We start from the raw sequence: 18,233 nt of genomic DNA, 5'->3' as shown, positions 1-18,233 counted from the left end.
GTCGGTGCGGTCCCATCGGCTCGCAGTGAACCGGGCGTGCGAGCGGCGCTCACCGACTCAGGCGCCATCGGTCGATCGCGGTGAGGAACTCCCGTTCCAAGGCCCGGGTGAGCCGCGCATCGGGGTACCCCGTGGCTCCGATGAGGCTGAAGAGCCCCCGGACCGCATCGCTGTCGACGCTGCTGGCCAGGGCTCCAAGGCGCTCAGGCGGCAGCCGGGCCTCCATCCGGGAGACCATGACCTGGGCGCGCTGCTCGATCTGCGCCTCTGACATCTCGGTCGGCTCCTGGGAGTAAAGGGCCAGTGACTCGGCGTCGTAGTCAGGATCCGGGTCCACGAAGAGGAACTCCGCCTCCGGCGGCATCTGGCCGCGATAGCAGGCCAGGTCGGTCAGGTCCCGCTCCTTGCGTACGGCGCAGCGGGTGGCCTCATCGGCAGCGGCCTGCTCCAGCCGGTCGAAGAAGGCCGCCATACGTGGGGACATCGGTGAGACCGTCGAACCGGCTTTGGCTCGCTCCAGCAGGCCGGCGAGCATGTCCCTCTGTCTGGCGACCTCGGCCAGGTGATCCTCCACGGCGGCCAGTGCCCCGGCCAGGTCCTCGACCACGGAGCCGGCCGCAGCGCGGGCTTCAACCGTTTCGGCTGCGGGCGCGTCGTCGGGTTGCTCGACGCCGGTAGCCTCGGACTCGTCGAGAACGCGCCTGATGGTCTCCAGGGACACACCGGCCTGGACCAGCCAGCGGATCCGGGAGAGCCGGGCCACATGGCTCAGGTCGTAGTCGCGCCAGCCGCCACGTTCACCGGGAACTGGAAGCAGCCCCAGCGAGTGGTAGTAGCGCACCGTGCGCACGGTCGTTCCGGTCAGCTCGGCGATCTCAGCAACGCGCATGGGGACAGTCTCACACGGCACCCGGATCCTGAACTGTTCGGATCCGCTTGGCGGGGGCGAACCATGGGGAGAGCGAACCGTTTGCCGGGGCATGCCCGCGTTGCTACTGTGCCCGCGTGATGACAGGCGGATCAGGTACCGACGGCGGCAGCGGCGCCCCGTCTCACCCTCCGCAGGCGGGAGGGTCCTGGTGAACGGCACGCGAGGCAACCTGCAGGTCGGCGACCTGCTCCAGGGCACTGCAGGCGCCCTGTCAGTCACAGGCTGCCTGCTCTTCAAGGAATGGGACTCCCAGGACCACTGCTTCTACTACTGGGAGGAGTGGCAGCTTATCGGGGCCAGCAACGCCGACACCTGGGTCGAGGTCGACCACGATCCCGGCAAGGTCCTCTTCTACGAACCCGTTCGTCTCCAGGAGACGATCGAGCCGTGGGCCCTGACCGTCGGCCAGACGATGCCGCTGACGATCAATGGCGTCCTGCACCGGGGCATGGTTGAGGAGGTGACCACCGGTACCCTTGAGAACGTCATCGGTTCCCCGGTGTGCCCACTCAACATCGGCGAGACCATGACCTACGCCGAGGTGCGGTTGACGGACCCGGCCGGCGTGACCAGCAGACTGACCATCGACAGCCACCGTTTCCGTGACCTCCTGGCATACCGCAAGACCTCCTTGTCCACTGCGCAGCAGAAGCAGTTCTTCGGGCGGGTCCTGTACAACCGCCGATCTGCCCCCGGAAGAACCGGCCGGAACATCGGATGCGCGGTCGTCGCTGCCTTCGTCAGTATCGTGCTCGTCGGCGGACTGTTCTCGGCGTGCACCAACCCCAGCCGCTACAGTGGCGACGCCGATCCCACCAGCACCTCGCACTCGGGCTCCTCGCGGGGCTATCGCCACCGGCCGGTCTACGGGGGTGGCGGAGGCGGAGTCGGCAAGTAGGTCCGCCCCATCGGTGGTGGGCTTCCCGCCATGCATTGTTGACGGCGGGAGAGCGAGGATGGGGACCTCAGCCCGTTTGTCGGCTGTCCGCCTCGTTGCTACCGTGCTCGCGTGATTGCGGTGAGCCTGTGTTCCGTCAGCTACAAGATCAGTGGCGCCGAGCCGTATGCGCTCAACGACCTGTCCACCGTGGAGTCAATTCTCCTTGGCGCCGCCCAGACGGCGGGACTGACAGCCGTCTCCAGCGCTCACCACCGCTTCGAGCCCCAGGGACTGAGCGCCGTCATCATTCTGTCCGAGTCGCATATCGCCGCCCACACCTGGCCCGAGTCCGGCACCGGCTACGTGACGCTCACCAGCTGTCGCACACTGACCCCCGCCCAGATCGAGGCCGTGGGGGAGCTGGTGCGCAAGCGCCTGCGGGCCCAGCAGGTGACCAGCTCGGAGATCACGCTGTGAGTGTCAGAGGCGATCTGAGAGTCGGTGAGACACTACGGGGTTCCCTGAGGAAGAAGCGCCGCTCCTACACCGTCATGGGACGAGTTGTCCTGAAACGACGGGATCAGGGAAGCCGGCGCCCCGTCAAGCGGGAGCAGTGGCGCCTGATCGACGACGAGGGTAAAGAGCTCTGGCTGGAGATCCGTCGAGACACCAACAAGGTGGTACTTCACGAGCCGGTTCCTGTTCAGCCGGCGATCGACCCGCTCACCCTCGAGGTCGGTTGGAGCCGGAAGCTGAGAGTCCGCGGCCGGCCGTGCACCGTCGAGGTCACGAATGTGCGCCGTGCTGAGATCGACCACGAGACCGGGGCCATCAATCATCCGCACGGGGCTCTCACCGCGACGACGTGCGCCGATCTCCGCGTGGTGGAAGCGCAGGGCTCGATCTCCACCATGGTGGTCGATGCACATCGCCTCCACACCCGAGAGATCTACAGCGAAACAGGTCTGTCCTCCTCGAAGCAGTACAAGGTCTTCGGTAGGCCCGTGACCCGGCCGTGGTGGATACCCGGTTTCATGCGAAGGTTCTGGCGGTGGTTCCCCGCGGCAATCTCCGGGGCGAGTAGAAGCGATTGGGCCCCTGTGTTCTGGATCGTCCTGATGTTCGTCGTTCTGGTGCTGGCCGAGCTGATCGATGACGAAGAGGGTTTCATTCCCGCAAGCGGCGGCTCCTTCCGGAACCGCTCGGTCTACGGCGGCGGGGGCGGCGGCGTCGGAAAATGACCTGGAGCCCACTAACTCAACCCCCTCAACGGTCACACACGAAGGAGAAGACATGTCGCTCATGACCATCGCTCACCACTCATCGGTCGACCTCAACTGGCAGTCACTGCTGAGCACCATCGTCTACGCGGTGCTCGGAGTGGTCCTGCTCATGGTGTTCGCGCTGCTGGTCAACCGCATCTTCCGCCTCGACCTCAGACGCGAGCTCATTGAGGACCAGAACATCGGCCTGGGGGTCGCCTTCGCCGGCACGGCGCTGGCCATCGCCATCATCATCGCCGCCACCATCCTGAGCTGAGCCGCACACCATGACCCACGGCCGAATCGGGCGACGAGAGAACGTCGCCCTGTTCACTGCGGCGCTGCTCGCCGCGATCGGCGGGCTCATCTACGAGCTCATCCTGGGCACGGCCGCCTCCTACCTCCTGGGCGACTCCGTGCTCAGCTTCAGTCTGGCCACTGGTATCACCCTGTTCGGCATGGGCATCGGCTCACTGTTGGTCAACCGCTTCCGTGCAGCGCCGGCAGTCGTCTTCGGTGTCAGCGAGGTGCTCCTGGGCCTCATCGGTGGCAACTCCGTCCTCCTGCTGTACCTGGCCTTTGGGCGCACCCGCCTGCACTGGGTCGTCTTCGGCGGCATCAGCCTGACCATCGGCATCCTCATCGGCCTGGAGATCCCGCTGCTGGTGCGGACCTTCGCCGCCTTCGGACGCCGCTCGACCAGCGAGCTGCTCGGCAAGGTCATGGCCATCGACTACTTCGGCTCCCTGGTGGCCTCCCTGGTCTTCCCCCTGGTGCTCCTCCCGCAGCTCGGTCTCATGCGCGGGGCCTACCTGGTAGGTGCCCTCAACGTCCTGGTGGCACTGCTCGTCCTGCTCCAGGTGCGCACACCGCGCAAGATCCTGTGGGCGGCCACCGCCGCCGTCGTGGCACTGGTCGGCATGTTCGCAGCCGCCAACCGCATCGAGCGCAGCGTGGAGGCGCTGACCTACAACGACCCGATCGTCTACTACCAGCAGACCGCCTACCAGAAGGTCGTCCTTACCCAGTACCAGGACGACCTGCGCCTGTACCTCAACGGCCAGCTCCAGTTCTCCAGTCTGGACGAGGCCAGGTACCACGAGACCCTGTCCGCCAGTGCCATGACCTCGGTGAAGGAACCCGCCCACGTGCTCGTGCTCGGCGGCGGCGACGGCCTGCTGGCCCGAGAGATCCTGCGCTACCCCAGCGTCACGGACGTCACCATCGTGGACATCGACCCCGACGTCACCGAGCTGGCACGAAGCAACCGCCTGCTCAAGGACCTCAACCACGCCTCCCTGTCCGACCCCAGGGTGAAGGTCGTCAACGACGACGCCTTCACCTACGTCCAGAACTCCAAAGCGACCTACGACGTCGCTCTCATTGACCTGGTCGACCCCTCCAATGAGAAGCTCGCCAAGCTCTACTCCACCGAGTTCTATCGGAACATCGAGGCGCGGCTTGCACCCGAGGGCGTCATGGTCACCCAGGCCACCTCCACCTTCTTCTCACCCCACGCCTTCTCCACAGTGGCCAGCACCGTCGCCGCCGCTCAGCCGGATCGACAGATCCTGCCCTTCTCCACCAATGTCCCCTCCTTCGGGGAGTGGGGCTTCGTGCTGTCCACCAGGACGCCGCAGAAGCTCATCAGCCAGCCGCTGCCCAAAGGCCTGACCTACCAGGACCGGAAGACCCTGGAGTTCATCATGCGAACCAAGCCGGCCCGCACCGAAACCATGGAGCCCTCCACCCTTCTGCATCCCCGGATCGTCGAGGTCTACAACCAAGACATGCGGCAGTGGCGCTACTACTGAACCGCCCGGAAAGAGACGGCGAAGCCGGTTCGGTCTGAATCGTCCCGAAGCGACTTCGCCGTCACCCTGTTGCCGCATCGCGGCGGCCGCCTCACCTCATCTCAAGATTCTGATGGACAGCCAGGCGGCGATTCCGCCGATCATCACGCAGCTCATGAGGGACATGATGACTGCCATGCCGATGATGAACAGATAGTGCATTGCCGCCAGTGTTGCCAGCCAGATGAGCGTGACACGAGCAGCGCGAGGAAGTGCCGTCGCCAGGCATGCCCCTGCTGCGACGATCACCAGGCCGCTGACGGCGAAGCTCATGAAGCCGGGGTCAGTGACGCTGACCGACTCGAGCGTCCCTCCCCAGATGATGATGAGGAGACCGCAGACGGCCAGGCATGCTCCGGCGATGTCTCGTCCGCTCAGCTGCTGCCGGGACGACTTGTCGCGGTTCGTTGCTGTCATGTTGTTGTCTTCCTTCCGATGATGCGATGTACAGTCGTTGTCGCGGCGGCGCCTGTCGCTATCCGGTCTTCGCCGAGTCCGCGAGCTCGCGTCCCCAGCTGTGGGCGTCGGTCTCCTGGCCGGTGGCCAGCGGGCCCTTGTTCGCCGTGACCACGAAGCTTCTGACCGACACCGTCCGCCGACCCTGACGCCGCTGTAGCGTCTTGGCGATCGCCTTGGCCGCTGAGCCGCTGAGCCAGCCCTTGGAGATGACCGTGTCGAAGGCGGCGACGCTGAGAGCGGCTGGAACCTCTGCGTCTCCCAGCCACTCGCTGATCCCCGGGGAGTTGTTGCCCGGCCCCGCCTGCGCACGGGCCTTGGCCCGCGTGGTCATGGTCGGCAGGCGCCGGTTGTGGGTGGGAGCTCCCAGGACGAGCAGATCCAGGTCCGAGGGCAGGGCACTCGGAGCCCGGGCAACGTCGACGACCTGAGCCTCGATGCCGCCCTCGATCAACCCGGCGGCGACGGCCTCGGCGATGACCCGGGTATTGCCGAAGTAGGACTCAACAACGATGAGTGCCCTGGTCATGGTGTCCTCCTGAAGGCTGGTACCGGCGATGTCACTGGCGACGTGTGCGTCATGAACCCACTGTCAGGTGTGACGCCACGTCGCACGCAAACGGGGCCCGCCGCTCTCAAGGCGGCGGGCCCCGTCAGACCGAGAGGATCGGTGGGGAGGAAGGACGAGCCGGGGCGACGAACGGCGTCGCCCCGGCGTGTCTCAGAGCTGGGAGGCGTCGACGGCGAAGGTGTTGCAGGCCTGCACTGAGCCGGAGTTCATCCCGGTGGTGAACCAGCGCACGCGCTGCTCGGAGGATCCGTGGGTCCACGTGTCGGAGTCGACGTGCCCCTTGGCCCGCTCCTGGATGTGGTCATCGCCCACGGCCTCGGCGGCGCCCAGCGCGCCCTTGATCTCCTCACTGCTGGGACGATTGAGGAAGGGCTTGCCGGTGTCCGGGTCGGGGGTGGAGGAGGCGTGGTTGACCCAGATCCCCGCGTAGCAGTCCGCCTGGAGCTCCAGTCGCACCGAGTCCGACGTCGCACCGCTGCCCGAGCGGTCGGCCTTGGCCATCTGCCCGGTCAGGTGCTGGATGTGGTGGCCGAACTCGTGGGCCACGATGTACTCCTCCGCCAGGGGCGTGTCAGCGGCCCCCAGGGAGCGCTCCATCTCGGAGAAGAAGCTCATGTCCAGGTAGACCGTCCGGTCCCCTGAGCAGTAGAAGGGACCGACCGCCGAGGAGGCGTTGCCGCAGGCCGAGGAGATCTGGGTGCCGTCCCACAGGACGAACTCGGGCTTGGCGTACTTGAGCCCCGCCTGGGCCGGCAGCTGCTCGGTCCACACCGCGTCGAGGGACTCCGCGGTGGCCACCATGCGGCACTGGGTGTACTTGTTGGCACTGTCCCCGCTGGTGCACACGGAGGTGTCGATCGATGAGGCCGTCGACGTCGTCGTCCCGGTCTGCTGCTGCGCTCCCAGCATGGACGTCAGGTCCACTCCCGTGAGCTGGGAGATGAGGACGACGGCGATGACGGTCAGGATGGAGCCGCCACCGATCATGGCGCCCCGGCCTCCGCCGGAACGGGTCTGGACCCGGTTGGGGTCGAGCTGGATATCGCGGTTGAAGGACACTGGCCACCTCTGAGAACACGCCTGCAATGAGGCTCGGACGAAGCCCACGCTACCGCGACACCACCACCGGCGCGAAGCGGGGACACCGAGGAGAATAGCGGCGGGACCCTGCACAGTCCCTGGAAGGCCTGGTCGGGGTAGCCTGATGCCGTGCTCTACGACCTGCTGTACAAGACCGTGCTGACCCGTATCGACCCCGAGCTGATCCACGACGTGTGCCTGGACGCGATCGAGATCACCGGCAAGGTTCCCCTCGTCAGGGACGTAGTGCGCCAGATGTGGGGGCGCAGGCCGGTCTTCCCCGTGCCCTCGGCCAACCAGGGCGGCCCCTTCGCCCGACCCGTGCCCGGCATCCTGGGGCTCGCAGCGGGCATGGACAAGGAGGGGCAGGCTGTTGAGGGCCTGGACATGCTCGGCTTCGGCTTCATCGAGGTCGGCACCTTCACCGCCCACCCCCAGGGCGGCAACGACAAGCCCCGCATGTGGCGCTACCCGCAGATGCGCGCCGTGCGCAACCGCATGGGCTTCAACAACTCCGGGGCGGATGAGGCCGCCAAGCGCCTGCGGGCACTGCGCCGCACTCCGCGAGGGCGATCCATCGTCGTCGGCGCGAACATCGGCAAGACCAAGGTGACCCCGCTCGAGGAGGCGGTGGAGGACTACCGCTACTCGGCCGCGGCAGTGGCCCGCTGGGTCGACTACCTCGTCGTCAACGTCTCCAGCCCCAACACCCCCGGGCTGCGCAGCCTGCAGAGCGTTGAGACGCTGCGACCGATCCTCGAGGCGGTGCGCGAGGCCGCCGACCGCGCCGCCAGGCGGCACGTCCCGCTCCTGGTCAAGATCGCCCCGGACCTGGCTGACGAGGACATCGACGCGGTTGCGCAGATGGTCCTGGACATGGGCCTCGACGGGGTGGTGGCCACCAACACGACCATCGACCACGACCTGGGGGAGGGCGGCCTGTCCGGCGCCCCACTTCTGCCCCGCGCCCTGGAGGTCGTGCGCCGCCTGCGCCGCGGGCTGGGGCAGGAGCCCACGATCATCGGCGTCGGAGGCATCTCCTCCGTCATGGACGCCGAGCTCATGCTCGACGCGGGTGCGGACCTGCTTCAGGCCTACACGGCCTTCATCTACAACGGTCCCGCCTGGCCGGGGCGCATCAACCGGGCCCTGGCCACCGGCTCCGCCGCTCGGGCGACTGCCTGAGCCCCGGGCGACCGCGGCGCCGCCCCACAGCTGCCCGGAACGGATCAGGAGGGGTACTGCCCCCGACTGACCAGGGCGGCGGGACGGCGCCAGCGCCGCAGCATGAAGCAGCGCGACATGATGTAGAAGAGGATCGTCCCCTCGTCCTTGACCTTCTCCTGACCGAACTTCGCGGTCAGGCGGCGGCGCAGACGCGCCCAGCACCAGACGGCGTCGGCGATCGCCAGAAGTAGGTAGCCGTTCATCGCCAGCACTGTGTAGAAGCTGACGAGCGGGTAGTGGGGCAGGATGCGGCTGAACCCGAAGGAGATGATGAGCAGGACGAAGATGAGGGGCATGAAGTACTCGCCCAGGTTGAAGCGCGCATCAACGAAGTCGCGGATGTAGCGCTTGATCGGCCCCTTCTCACGGGAGGGAAGGTACTTCTCCTCACCGGTGATCATGGCCTCGTTCTGGCGCTTCCAGGCGGCGTCACGGGCCGCTCGCGCCTCCCGCTTGGCGGCCGCACGGTCCTTGGGGACCACGGGGTGCAGGTTCTTGGCCTGCTGGTCCTTACGCCGGGGCGTGGGGCGTCCTTTGCCTCCGGGCTTGGGGGAGGGCTCGGCCACGGGCTCCGGCTCAGGGGTCTGGCTGCGCTTCTTGAACAGGCTCACGGTGCCAAGACTAGCGGCAGCGGCGCGATACCCTGAAAACCATGATCACCGTTGATGCCGTGCGCACCGCCGTGCACACCTCCATGCCCACCATCGTCTCCGACCTGACGGACCTGGTCGCGATTCCCTCGGTCTCCGCCTCCAGCCACGACCAGTCCGAGGTCCAGCGCTCCGCCGAGGCCGTGGCCGCGCTCCTGCGCGACAGCGGTCTGGATGCCGAGATCCTCTCGGTGCCCGCCCCCGACGGCACCCCCGGTCGGCCCGCCGTCCTGGCCCACAAGGCCGGCCCCCAGGGCAGCCCGCACGTCCTGCTCTACTCCCACCACGACGTCCAGCCCGTCGGCGACCCGACCGGCTGGGACCAGGCCGACCCCTTCACCGCCGAGCGGCGCGGGGAGCGGCTGTTCGGACGCGGAACCGCTGACGACAAGGCCGGCGTCATCACCCACGCCCACGCCCTGCGCATCCTGGCCTCCCTGGCCGACGGCGAGCTGCCCTGCTCCGTGACGGTCTTCATCGAGGGTGAGGAGGAGGTGGGCAGCCCCTCTTTCGAGAACTTCCTGACCACCCACCGCGACCGCCTGGCCTCCGACGTCATCGTCGTGGCCGACTCCTCCAACTGGAAGGTCGGCATCCCGTCCCTGACCACCTCGCTGCGCGGCGTCGTCCAGGTCGACGTCCGTCTCGACATGCTCGACCACGCGCTTCACTCCGGCATGTACGGCGGCCCCGTGCTGGATGCCGCCACCGCCATGTGCCGACTGATCGCCTCCTGCCACGACGACGCCGGTGACGTCGCCGTGGCCGGACTGGTCAGCCGGTCCCAGGCCGACGCCGACTTCCCCGACTACCCGGAGGCCGACTTCCGCGCCGACGCTGGCATTCTCGACGGCGTCGAGCTCACCGGCACCGGCGACCTCACTGCCCGGCTGTGGACCAAGCCCTCCCTGACGCTCATCGGCATGGACGTCACGCCCCTGGACCTGGCCGGCAACGTCCTGACCCCCTCGTGCACGGCCCGGCTCTCGCTGCGCATCGCTCCTGGACAGGATCCGGCCGCGGCCCAGGAGGCCCTGGTCGCCCACCTGGAGAAGCACGTGCCCTTCGGGGGCCGGCTGACCGTCAACGGCCGTGAAGCCGGGCCCGCCTTCGACGGCTCCGAGGTCACGCCCGCCTCCGAGGCCGCCCACTGGGCCCTGTCCACCGCCTGGGACACCGAGGCCGTCAATATCGGACAGGGCGGCTCCATCCCCTTCATCGCCACCCTCAAGGAGACCTTCCCGGGGGCCCAGGTGCTCGTCACCGGGATCGAGGACCCCGACACCCGGGCCCACAGCGAGAACGAGTCCATGCACCTGGGCGAGCTCGAGCACATCGTGGTCGCCGAGGCCCTCCTCCTGGCCCGTCTGAGCGGCGCCATCGGCTCATGACGGCCAGTGCTCAACGCGCCCACCACCGGAGAACGAGCACATGAAGGTTCTCCTCGCCCCTGGCGGGCTGTGGCCCGAGCCCGCTGGAGTGCCCCTAGCGGGCTCGGGACCAGGTCTCGCCCCGGGCCGGGTCGCCTCCTGTCTGGCACGGGGCTGGCGGGCGGCGCGCCCCCATGACGCCCTGACCCTGCTGCCCATAGCGGACGGCGGACCGGGCTCGGCCCAGGTGATCGCCCCCGATCAGGTCGCCTCCCGGGAGGTCATTCAGGGGCGGGGCCCGCTCGGACAGGTTAGAGAGGTCGACCTGGTACGTCTGGTCCCCAGGGCGGCACGATCCGGGAACCGGCACCCCGCAGAGGTGAGCACCTGGTTCCTGGATGCCGCCCGTCTCCTGGCGCTTCCCTCAGATCCCGATGAGGCGGCCCAGGAGGCGCTGGAGGGCAGCACCTCCGGTTTGGGAGAAGTCATCGGTGCAGCCCTGAGCCGTACCGGCCCCTTGGACACGCTTGTGGTGGGGATGTCGCGCTCCGCCGTTCACGACGGGGGTCTGGGAGCCATGGACGTGCTGGGCGGTCTACGAGCTGCCAAGGACCTCGTGTCGCATCGCAGCCTGGGACTAGCCCTGGCTGACGACATCTCCCTGGGAGGCATGAACGGTGCCGGGGCGGCACTGACGAGTATCACCTCCATCAGCCCGGAGCGGGCCCAGGAACTGGACCGCCGCGCCTGCGCCAAGGCAATGGAAAGCGTCAGGGCGGCCGAGGACCTCGATCCCGATGGCCTCGGTGTACGCAGGAGTCTGCCTGTTGTCTCTGCACTCGGCGACGCCGGGCCGTCCGCCTCTGCGCACGCGGCGGACTCGGCAGGGACGGCTCGCCTGAGCGTGTCGACCTGGGGGACCGGGGCGGGCGGGGGCAGCGCCCTGCTGCTGCGGGCCCTGGGAGCCTGGGCGCGGCCCGGGGCGCGAGTCATGGCTGAGCTCGTCAGTTTGAGCGAGGCCGCCTACGGGCAGGATCTGGTGGTCTCGGCCTGGGGAGAGCTCTACGACGTCCTGGCCGACGGCGTCGTGGGCGTCGTCGGCCAGCAGGCCGCCTCACAGGCACAGCCGTGCATCCTGGTGTGCGGGCGCTGCGCCGTCAGTCGCGGCGAGCTGGCCGCAGCCGGTGTCACCAACGCCTACGGCCTGCAGGAGGCTCACGCCGCCGAGCCCTGGGAAGCGACTGACTCCCACGGGCTGGAGGCACGGCTGACGGACCTCGGCTCCCGGTTGGCCCGCACGTGGTCGCGCTGACCGGATCACTGGCGTCAGCACACCGCTGCCGGCCAACCGGGGCTCAGTCGATGGGGGCCGCGGCAGTCGAGTCGCGCACGATGAGGTCGGGGGCGAAGAGCATCTCGGTGTCGGCCGGCCGCTGCCCGTTGAGCTGCGCGAGGAGCGTGGAGACGGCCGCTCGGCAGATGGACTCCACGGGCTGACGCACCGTGGTCAGCGGCGGGTCCGTCATGGGGATGAGTGGCGAGTCGTCGTAGCCGATGACGGAGACGTCATGAGGCACTGACCTGCCCGTCTGGCGTACCCCGTGGACCACACCCAGGGCCATGACGTCCGAGGAGCAGACGATGCCGGTGCAGCCCTGCTCCAGCAGGTGCAATGCTGCGCTGACCCCGCCCTCGTAGGTGTAGAGCGTCTCCACGATCCGCAGCGGCTCCTCGGGAATGCCCTCGCCCATGGCGTCCTCGTAGCCGGAGCGCTTGCGCTGAGCCGGCACCATGCGCATCGGTCCCATGGCCAGGCCAATGCGCTGGTGACCCAGGGCGATGAGGTGATCCACCGCGATGCGGGTCGCCCGGCGGTCATCGGTGGCGAAGCCCGGTGCCTTGATGGTCGGCGCGTTGCCGTTGATCGTCACCAGTGGTACGCCACGCTCACGCAGGCGCTGGTAGCGGGTCACGTCACCGGTGGTGTCCGCGTGGCGTCCGGAGACGAAGATGATGCCGGCGACACCGCGGTCCACGAGCATCTCGATGTACTCGTCCTCGCTGATACCGCCGGGGGTCTGGGTACACAGCAGGGGAGTGTGCCCGGAGGGTGCCAGGAGCTGTTCGATCTGCTGGGCGAACAGCGGAAAGATCGGGTTGCTCAGCTCAGGCACGATCAGCCCCATGAGACCGCGGGAGGTCTGGTGCACCGACTCGGGCCGCTCGTAGCCCAGGATGTCGAGCGCAGCGAGTACCTGCCGACGGGTCGAGTCAGCCACGTTGGACTTTCCATTGAGCACACGGGAGACAGTCGCGGTGGAGACGCCCGCCTGGTCGGCGATGTCAGTGAGAGTGAGTCTCTGTGGCATGAGTGAATCCTACGAAGAACGGTCAGGATGGAGGGGCTGACTCGCCTGAACCGACAGCGGAACGTCGCGTCCCTCGACTGACCATCATCGCAGGTCATGTCCCGTTTGTGGGAATCCGGGACGGTGAGGTGTGGCGCCGTCGGCCCCTGATTCCCGGCTGATGGGACGGGAAGGATGCGTCAAGGCGCCCGGCCCCGATCAGCCCTTGACCGCACCCGAGATCGATCCGCCGACGATATAGCGCTGCAGGTACTGGAACAGAGCGATCACCGGGGCCATGGTGAGGACCGCCCCGGCGGCGAAGATGCCCAGGTTGTTGGAGCGGTCGCCGACGAGCATGCCGTAGAGCCCCACTGCGAGCGTCTTCTGGGAGTTGTCGGTCAGAATGATCGAGCCCAGGAGGAACTCGCTGATGACACCCACGAAGGCCAGCAGGAAGGTGGTGGCGATGATCGGCTTGAGCGTGGGCAGAAGGATGATGTGGAAGACCTGCCAGTGCGTGCAGCCGTCGATGATGGCGGCTTCATCGAGCTCGCGGGGAATCGTGTCGAAGGTTCCCTTGATGAGCCACACCTGCCCCAGTGCTCCGCCCATGAGCGCCAGGCTGTAGCCGGCCAGGGTGTTGAGGCCGAGGAAGGGGACGACCTGGCCGATGTCGGAGATCATTGTGTAGATGGCGATCATGGACAGGATCGCGGGGAACATCATAATGAGGAGCAGGGCGAGCAGGCCGCCGCGGCGTCCGGTGAAGCGGAACCGGGAGAAGGCGTAGGCCCCCAGCAGGGACAGGAAGACCTGAGCGGTGGCCACCACTGTGCAGATGATGATCGTGTTGAGGTACCAGCGCAGGAATGGGCCTCGCGCCCCCGACAGCAGGTTCTGGTAGTTGACCAGACTCACCTTGGTGGGGATCAACCCGGTGGATGCCACCGTGCCCAGGGGGTTGAGAGAGGCGGAGATGACGTAGAGGACGGGGAAGGCTGCGAAGACCAGGGCGATGACGCCGACGACGTGCCTCCAGCCGATCTCCCGGAACCAGCGTGAGAACGGCATGTGATTCTCGATGACGACGCTGTCCTCGGACCTGTTTGATGCGGACCGGGACACGGGCTGCGATGAGGTGCTCATGATGATGTTCTTTCCGAGGTCGGCTGGTCAGTTGACGTCTTCGAGCTTCTTGGTGGCTCGGAACTGCAATGCGGCCAGGACGCCGGTGACGGCGAACAGGACCACGGAGACGGCCGAGGCGAATCCGAAGTCCGAGCCGGCACGGCCGAAGGCGATGCGGTAGACCATGGAGATGAGGATGTCGGTTCCGCCGCGTGTGTACTCCCCGGCCGGGAAGGGCCCACCCTCGGTCAGCAGCTGGATGGCATTGAAGTTGTTGAAGTTGAAGGCGAAGGTGCTCACCAGCAGAGGGGCGACGGCGACCAGGAGCAGTGGGGTGACGATGCGCCATGTGGCCTGCATGCCACTGGCGCCGTCCATCTTGGCCGCCTCCTTGACATCGCCGGAGATGGACTGCAGAGCGCCGGTGCACACGATGAACATGTAGGGGAAGCCCATCCACGTGTTGGTGAGCAGGACGGCGATCTTGGCCATGGTCGGGTCGGACAGCCACGGGATACTGAGGTGCATCATCCGATTGATGAGGCCGAAGTCCTGGTTGTAGAAGTTCGACCACACGAGCAGCGAGATGAAGCCGGGTACGGCGTAGGGCAGCAGGAGGAAGGAGCGGTAGAGCTTCTTACCCTTGATGCGATCATCATTGAGGGTCAGCGCCAAGAAGAAACCGAGGCCGAAGGTGAGCAGCACCGAGCCCAGGGCGAAGATGATGGTCCATGCGAAGGCCTTGAGAAACTGGGAGGCCAGGTTGCCCTCAGTGAAGAGCCGTGAGTAGTTGGCCAGTCCCACGTTCTGCTTCCAGGACTGGGCCAGCCTCTCTCCCTCGGCGTTGACGAAGTGCTCGGACAGCCCCACCTTCTTGACCGAGTAGACGTCCCCGGTGGCAGTGTTGGTCATGGTGTCGGAGGACTTGTTGTAGACCATCCGCTTGGTTCCCTCGAAAGCGGTCCGGATGCCCTGAACCTTGACCGTGGTCTTGTCCGTGAAGGGAACCGACATGGCGCTGATGTCCTCGTAGGCGGTGTTGATCTGCCTGGGGGACAGGATCGTGTATCCCTCCGCCTTGGTCACCACGCCGTTGTCGACGGTGACGGTGCTGGCGTCGACCTTCTCCAGCTTCTTCCCGTCACTTCCCCGCAGCACCTCCTTGGTCTGCGGATTGACGAGGAACAGTGAGAAGGGGCCCTTGGTGACGTCGCCGTCGGTCGCGACAGACAGACCATAGGTGGGAGAGTCCTCCGTGCGGACCATGGAGTTGTTGGTGATGGAGGTGATGGCCTCCTCCTTGGTCCCGCGGTACCCGTCCCCGAAGTTGGTGAAGGAGGTTTGAATGGTCAGCACGATGGGGACGATGAGGAAGACGGTGAGGAAGAACGTGCCGGGGAAGAGGTACTTGGCGGGCACGAACCTCTTGGTCGAGTACAGCAGGAACATGGCCCCCGTGGTCAGGACGACTATTCCCAGCCACAACCACATCCGATAGGCGATAAGAAGTGGGACGAGGTAGATCGCTGCGACCAGCGTGAGGGACAGCACGATGATGCGACCGACGAGACCTCTGATGGTCGTGGTCTTCTCCCTCGGGGTGGTGGATGCGGACGTCATTATCTGCGGGTCCTTTCCAGAAGTGGGAAAGCAGTATGAGGAATAGTCGGGCGCGTGGAGAAGCGTTCCGCTCTTCGGCGTCGAGGCGGTTTACGAGCCCTTGATCGACGCCTTGATGGTCTGGCCGACCCCGGTCATAGTGCTGGCGGGATCGGCCCCACCGACGATGTTGGCCTGAGCGCGTCCAAGGGGTTCCCACACTGAGGACATGGCGGGGATCGCGGGCATGGGGTCGGCCTTGGCGGAGAGCTCCGTGAAGGTGACCATGTCGGGGTGCTCCGCCTTGAGCTTGTCCGCGAGGTCCTTCTGGGCCGGGGGCAGCTCGTTGGTGGGGAACATCGATGCCGCGAAGGTCATGTCCTTGGCCGCGTCGGCCACGAAGGTCTCGGCGAAGGCCTTATTCTTCCCGTTGGAGGCGACATAGAAGCAGTTGACTCCGACGAAGGGGCTCGCCTGACTGTTCTTGATGTCTTTGAAGCCCGGAATCCGAGTGAGCTGGTAGTCGATACCGGCCTTCTTGATATCCGCCAGGGCCCATGGCCCCGAGATGAGGTAGGGAGCCTTACCATCGGTGAACAAGGAAATGTGGTTGGCGGCCGTGACTGACTTCCTGAGGACTCCCTGCTGGCCGAGCTGGCGGATCTTCTCCGCGGCCTTGATGGATCCCTCCTTGCCGATACCGAGGTCATTGGGATCGTAGGAGCCGTCAGGGTTCTTGCCGAACATGTAGCCGCCGGCGGCGGTGTAGATCGGCTCCATGTTGTAGGCGTCGCCCTTCTCGTCGACGACCTGCGACAGTACGAGCTCGGTTCCGGCCGCCTTGCCGGCCTCGATCATCTCCTCGATGCTGGCCGGCTGGGTCACTGAGGTCAGTGCCTTGTTGACGAACAGGCCCAGGCACTCGACGGCGTAGGGCGTTGCGTAGATCTGGCCGTCGTAGGTGACCGCCTTGAGCGCGATGTCGGAGTAGTTGGATTCGGCCTCGGGGCTCAGAACGACCGGCCGGATCGCGCTGTTCTGCACCAGGTTGCCGATCCAGTCGTGTGCGCCGAGGACGATGTCAGGGCCGTTGCCGGCCTGGTTGGCGGTGATGAAGTTGGGCTGCAAGTCATTGGCGACGGTCTGGACCGCCACCGAGATGCCCTGCTGCTTGCCCCAGGTCTTGGCGATCTCCTTGAGGGAGTCCGCCTTCTTCTGATCCGCCCAGATGACCAGATCGGTATCGGAGTCGCCTGCCGAGGCGTCAGATGCCTGTGAGGCAGCGCCGCCCGAGGCCGCCGTACCCGCAGTATTGCGCGAGCCGGAGCAGGCGGCCAACGTTGGCACGGTGGAGGCCAGAGCGGCCATCGTCAGGAAGGATCGGCGGGTGGGTGCCACAGGGATTCTCCTTCGAATCAGATCCGCAGCGAGGAGTTCCTCGCCTGGCACCATAATTTAATCGGCTTATGTAAAGATTGCAAGAGACTAATGAAACTTGCATCCGTGTGCCCTAGGCAACGGTTGTGGCCTCCAGCCACGTCGTCGTCGCCGGGGGCACGAGTAGACGCCCATCCTCCTGGCGCAGGGGCTGGGAGGATAGGAGAACCTTGGCCTCGGCCGGCAAGGTGACGGGGGAGTCGGAGGTGTTGACGACGACCAGGACGCCGCGCACCAGGAAGGAGAGGGTCTGGGGCGGGCACCACTCCAGCCCGGTGACGAAGGCCAGGGGAGCGCAGGCCAGGTTGTACTCGTGCCGCACGTGGGCCGCGTGGCGCACGGTCGCAGTCGGAGAGCCGAACTGAGAGGACTGCACCTGCGTGTGCTCAGCCACCATGTCGGCCAGCTCCAGGGGAGCGGTTGGCTTGTCGGAGTCGGACAGGGCGATCTCATCGCCCTGACGTAGGTAGAGCGAGCCGGGCAGGGCGAGCATCATGGCCTGCAGGGCGAGCCCTCGACGCAGCCGTTCATCGTGGTCGGCGGAGTACCAGCGCTGCCCGTCGCCCGGATCCAGGTGCTCGGAAAGAATGTGGGGAGGCAGGAATCGCCAGGTGGGGGGTGCCCCGAAGCGGTCGTGCTCGTCCAGCGACCGGGTCAGGTGGGACGTGAGCGACTCGGCGTTCCACCGTGTCAGTGTCAGACAGTCGTCGCGCAAGTGGTGCACCCAGTCGTCCTGGAGGTGATGACGCAGTGACTCCGGGTAGTCGGCGGTCACGTCGGCACCGATGATGCCCTCGTCGACGTACTCGGCCAGCTGGCCGTGCAGCATGGCGCAGTAGGTGCTGAGTCGATCCAGCCGGATTCCGCTGGTGAGCTGGGGAGGCACGATCGTGCCCAGGTCGATGCCGGCCGCACCGGCCTGCAGGTAGGCCTCCGAACGGCGCAGCAGGTCGTCAGCGGCGCCTTCGAGGCCGGTGACGAAGCCGGTGGTCTGCTTGGCGTAGGGTCCCGTGATCGGACCCAGCGCACCGGAGATGCGCACGATGGTGCGCAGCCCCTGCTCTCCGGCCTCGTCGATGAAGCGGCGGATCGAGTCCATCTCGGTGTCGATGTCGAGCAGGCTCGGACGGATGAGTACCGCGTCCATGCCCAGGTAGCGGGCGTGCTTGATGATGGGATCGGTGCGGTCCAGCTCGGCTGCTCCCAGGGCAGGTGAGGGGATCTCGTAGACCAGTGCGTGGCGCCACCACTCTTCCGGACCGTCGTAGGGTCGGTGAACGAGGGTTGTGGTGGTGGTCACGGCAGGTGTCTCCCTTCCACCGGGTGTGCGCCCGGGGACTTGACGTCCAAGAAGTGATTCATCGATGTGAGGAGGGTGCGTGGTGACCACAAGCTGGAGGGATCGGGTACCGGTGCTCCCCTGGGATGGTGTCGGAGG

General features: G+C 66.7%; 18 protein-coding genes. 8 read left to right on the top strand and 10 right to left on the bottom strand.

The features are described from left to right. Positions 1 to 49: 49 nt before the first annotated feature. Positions 50 to 889 carry a MerR family transcriptional regulator gene (locus tag HMPREF9058_RS06180; protein WP_043537668.1) on the bottom strand — a complete coding sequence of 280 codons (840 nt, stop codon included), beginning with the start codon at positions 887 to 889 and terminating at the stop codon, positions 50 to 52. Positions 890 to 1,079: 190 nt separating this feature from the next. Here HMPREF9058_RS06180 and HMPREF9058_RS06175 point away from each other — a divergent pair, with 190 nt between their 5' ends. The 5 genes from HMPREF9058_RS06175 (at position 1,080) to HMPREF9058_RS06155 (ending at position 4,887) form a co-directional block, all read left to right on the top strand. Next, positions 1,080 to 1,829, top strand: coding sequence for a hypothetical protein (locus tag HMPREF9058_RS06175; protein WP_009747640.1), 750 nt, complete (start codon positions 1,080 to 1,082; stop codon positions 1,827 to 1,829). A gap of 120 nt (positions 1,830 to 1,949) precedes the next feature. Further along, complete coding sequence (locus tag HMPREF9058_RS06170) at positions 1,950 to 2,288, top strand: S-adenosylmethionine decarboxylase family protein (RefSeq protein ID WP_009406152.1); 339 nt, start codon at positions 1,950 to 1,952, stop codon at positions 2,286 to 2,288. A gap of 74 nt (positions 2,289 to 2,362) precedes the next feature. Then, entirely contained in the window at positions 2,363 to 3,052 is a 690-nt protein-coding gene (locus tag HMPREF9058_RS06165; RefSeq protein WP_254654072.1) for a hypothetical protein, read from the top strand. A 52-nt stretch (positions 3,053 to 3,104) separates the two neighbouring features. After that, positions 3,105 to 3,350: a DUF350 domain-containing protein gene (locus HMPREF9058_RS06160; protein ID WP_003780291.1), complete on the top strand. Its 246-nt coding sequence runs from the start codon at positions 3,105 to 3,107 to the stop codon at positions 3,348 to 3,350. Positions 3,351 to 3,360: 10 nt separating this feature from the next. Continuing rightward, positions 3,361 to 4,887 carry a polyamine aminopropyltransferase gene (locus HMPREF9058_RS06155; RefSeq protein WP_009405718.1) on the top strand — a complete coding sequence of 509 codons (1,527 nt, stop codon included), beginning with the start codon at positions 3,361 to 3,363 and terminating at the stop codon, positions 4,885 to 4,887. 96 nt (positions 4,888 to 4,983) lie between these two features. Here HMPREF9058_RS06155 and HMPREF9058_RS06150 read toward each other — a convergent pair whose 3' ends face one another. The 3 genes from HMPREF9058_RS06150 to HMPREF9058_RS06140 form a co-directional block, all read right to left on the bottom strand. Further along, positions 4,984 to 5,343 carry a hypothetical protein gene (locus HMPREF9058_RS06150; RefSeq protein WP_009405580.1) on the bottom strand — a complete coding sequence of 120 codons (360 nt, stop codon included), beginning with the start codon at positions 5,341 to 5,343 and terminating at the stop codon, positions 4,984 to 4,986. A 58-nt stretch (positions 5,344 to 5,401) separates the two neighbouring features. Continuing rightward, positions 5,402 to 5,911, bottom strand: a complete 510-nt coding sequence (locus tag HMPREF9058_RS06145) for a flavodoxin family protein (protein ID WP_009406277.1) — start codon at positions 5,909 to 5,911, stop codon at positions 5,402 to 5,404. A 192-nt stretch (positions 5,912 to 6,103) separates the two neighbouring features. Then, positions 6,104 to 7,012, bottom strand: a complete 909-nt coding sequence (locus tag HMPREF9058_RS06140; protein ID WP_009747567.1) for a neutral zinc metallopeptidase — start codon at positions 7,010 to 7,012, stop codon at positions 6,104 to 6,106. Positions 7,013 to 7,162: 150 nt separating this feature from the next. On the opposite strand from HMPREF9058_RS06140, the gene HMPREF9058_RS06135 reads away from it, so the two are divergent. Then, positions 7,163 to 8,218: a quinone-dependent dihydroorotate dehydrogenase gene (locus tag HMPREF9058_RS06135; protein ID WP_004564709.1), complete on the top strand. Its 1,056-nt coding sequence runs from the start codon at positions 7,163 to 7,165 to the stop codon at positions 8,216 to 8,218. A gap of 44 nt (positions 8,219 to 8,262) precedes the next feature. Here the strand turns inward: HMPREF9058_RS06135 and HMPREF9058_RS06130 are convergent, their stop codons facing one another. Further along, on the bottom strand, positions 8,263 to 8,871 hold the full coding sequence (locus HMPREF9058_RS06130) for a DUF3043 domain-containing protein (RefSeq protein ID WP_009405453.1): 609 nt from the start codon (positions 8,869 to 8,871) through the stop codon (positions 8,263 to 8,265). A 41-nt stretch (positions 8,872 to 8,912) separates the two neighbouring features. On the opposite strand from HMPREF9058_RS06130, the gene HMPREF9058_RS06125 reads away from it, so the two are divergent. Both HMPREF9058_RS06125 and HMPREF9058_RS06120 read left to right on the top strand, forming a co-directional pair. After that, complete coding sequence (locus tag HMPREF9058_RS06125; RefSeq protein ID WP_009405421.1) at positions 8,913 to 10,301, top strand: dipeptidase; 1,389 nt, start codon at positions 8,913 to 8,915, stop codon at positions 10,299 to 10,301. A 40-nt stretch (positions 10,302 to 10,341) separates the two neighbouring features. Beyond that, a complete protein-coding gene (locus HMPREF9058_RS06120) occupies positions 10,342 to 11,592 on the top strand; it encodes a glycerate kinase (protein ID WP_009747254.1) in 1,251 nt (416 codons plus the stop codon). Between the two features lie 43 nt (positions 11,593 to 11,635). Here the strand turns inward: HMPREF9058_RS06120 and HMPREF9058_RS06115 are convergent, their stop codons facing one another. The 5 genes from HMPREF9058_RS06115 to HMPREF9058_RS06095 all read right to left on the bottom strand — a co-directional run bounded on the left by HMPREF9058_RS06115 (position 11,636) and on the right by HMPREF9058_RS06095 (position 18,095). Continuing rightward, entirely contained in the window at positions 11,636 to 12,649 is a 1,014-nt protein-coding gene (locus tag HMPREF9058_RS06115) for a LacI family DNA-binding transcriptional regulator (protein ID WP_009405861.1), read from the bottom strand. Positions 12,650 to 12,847: 198 nt separating this feature from the next. After that, the gene (locus tag HMPREF9058_RS06110) at positions 12,848 to 13,777 is read right to left on the bottom strand and encodes a sugar ABC transporter permease (RefSeq protein WP_009747417.1); all 930 of its coding nucleotides are present in this window, start codon (positions 13,775 to 13,777) and stop codon (positions 12,848 to 12,850) included. Positions 13,778 to 13,804: 27 nt separating this feature from the next. Beyond that, on the bottom strand, positions 13,805 to 15,379 hold the full coding sequence (locus tag HMPREF9058_RS06105) for an ABC transporter permease subunit (RefSeq protein ID WP_009405519.1): 1,575 nt from the start codon (positions 15,377 to 15,379) through the stop codon (positions 13,805 to 13,807). Between the two features lie 90 nt (positions 15,380 to 15,469). Further along, positions 15,470 to 16,756 (bottom strand): extracellular solute-binding protein, encoded by a 1,287-nt coding sequence (locus tag HMPREF9058_RS06100; RefSeq protein ID WP_009406156.1) that lies wholly within the window; start codon positions 16,754 to 16,756, stop codon positions 15,470 to 15,472. A gap of 112 nt (positions 16,757 to 16,868) precedes the next feature. After that, positions 16,869 to 18,095, bottom strand: coding sequence for a hypothetical protein (locus HMPREF9058_RS06095; RefSeq protein WP_009405673.1), 1,227 nt, complete (start codon positions 18,093 to 18,095; stop codon positions 16,869 to 16,871). Between the last annotated feature and the right edge of the window lie 138 nt (positions 18,096 to 18,233).

The organism is Actinomyces sp. oral taxon 175 str. F0384 (genome assembly GCF_000223355.1).
Taxonomy (GTDB): Bacteria; Actinomycetota; Actinomycetes; order Actinomycetales; family Actinomycetaceae; genus Actinomyces; species Actinomyces oris.
The sequence above is the reverse complement of the archived record's forward strand: the minus strand, read 5'-3'. Positions and strand labels throughout refer to the sequence as shown.

Coding starts and splice junctions, on each gene's coding strand:
- HMPREF9058_RS06180 (WP_043537668.1), bottom strand. CDS start 889: ATGCGCGTTGCTGAGATCGCCGAGCTGACCGGAACGACCGTGCGCACG.
- HMPREF9058_RS06165 (WP_254654072.1), top strand. CDS start 2,363: ATGGGACGAGTTGTCCTGAAACGACGGGATCAGGGAAGCCGGCGCCCC.
- HMPREF9058_RS06160 (WP_003780291.1), top strand. CDS start 3,105: ATGTCGCTCATGACCATCGCTCACCACTCATCGGTCGACCTCAACTGG.
- HMPREF9058_RS06155 (WP_009405718.1), top strand. CDS start 3,361: ATGACCCACGGCCGAATCGGGCGACGAGAGAACGTCGCCCTGTTCACT.
- HMPREF9058_RS06150 (WP_009405580.1), bottom strand. CDS start 5,343: ATGACAGCAACGAACCGCGACAAGTCGTCCCGGCAGCAGCTGAGCGGA.
- HMPREF9058_RS06145 (WP_009406277.1), bottom strand. CDS start 5,911: ATGACCAGGGCACTCATCGTTGTTGAGTCCTACTTCGGCAATACCCGG.
- HMPREF9058_RS06125 (WP_009405421.1), top strand. CDS start 8,913: ATGATCACCGTTGATGCCGTGCGCACCGCCGTGCACACCTCCATGCCC.
- HMPREF9058_RS06120 (WP_009747254.1), top strand. CDS start 10,342: ATGAAGGTTCTCCTCGCCCCTGGCGGGCTGTGGCCCGAGCCCGCTGGA.
- HMPREF9058_RS06115 (WP_009405861.1), bottom strand. CDS start 12,649: ATGCCACAGAGACTCACTCTCACTGACATCGCCGACCAGGCGGGCGTC.
- HMPREF9058_RS06110 (WP_009747417.1), bottom strand. CDS start 13,777: ATGAGCACCTCATCGCAGCCCGTGTCCCGGTCCGCATCAAACAGGTCC.
- HMPREF9058_RS06105 (WP_009405519.1), bottom strand. CDS start 15,379: ATGACGTCCGCATCCACCACCCCGAGGGAGAAGACCACGACCATCAGA.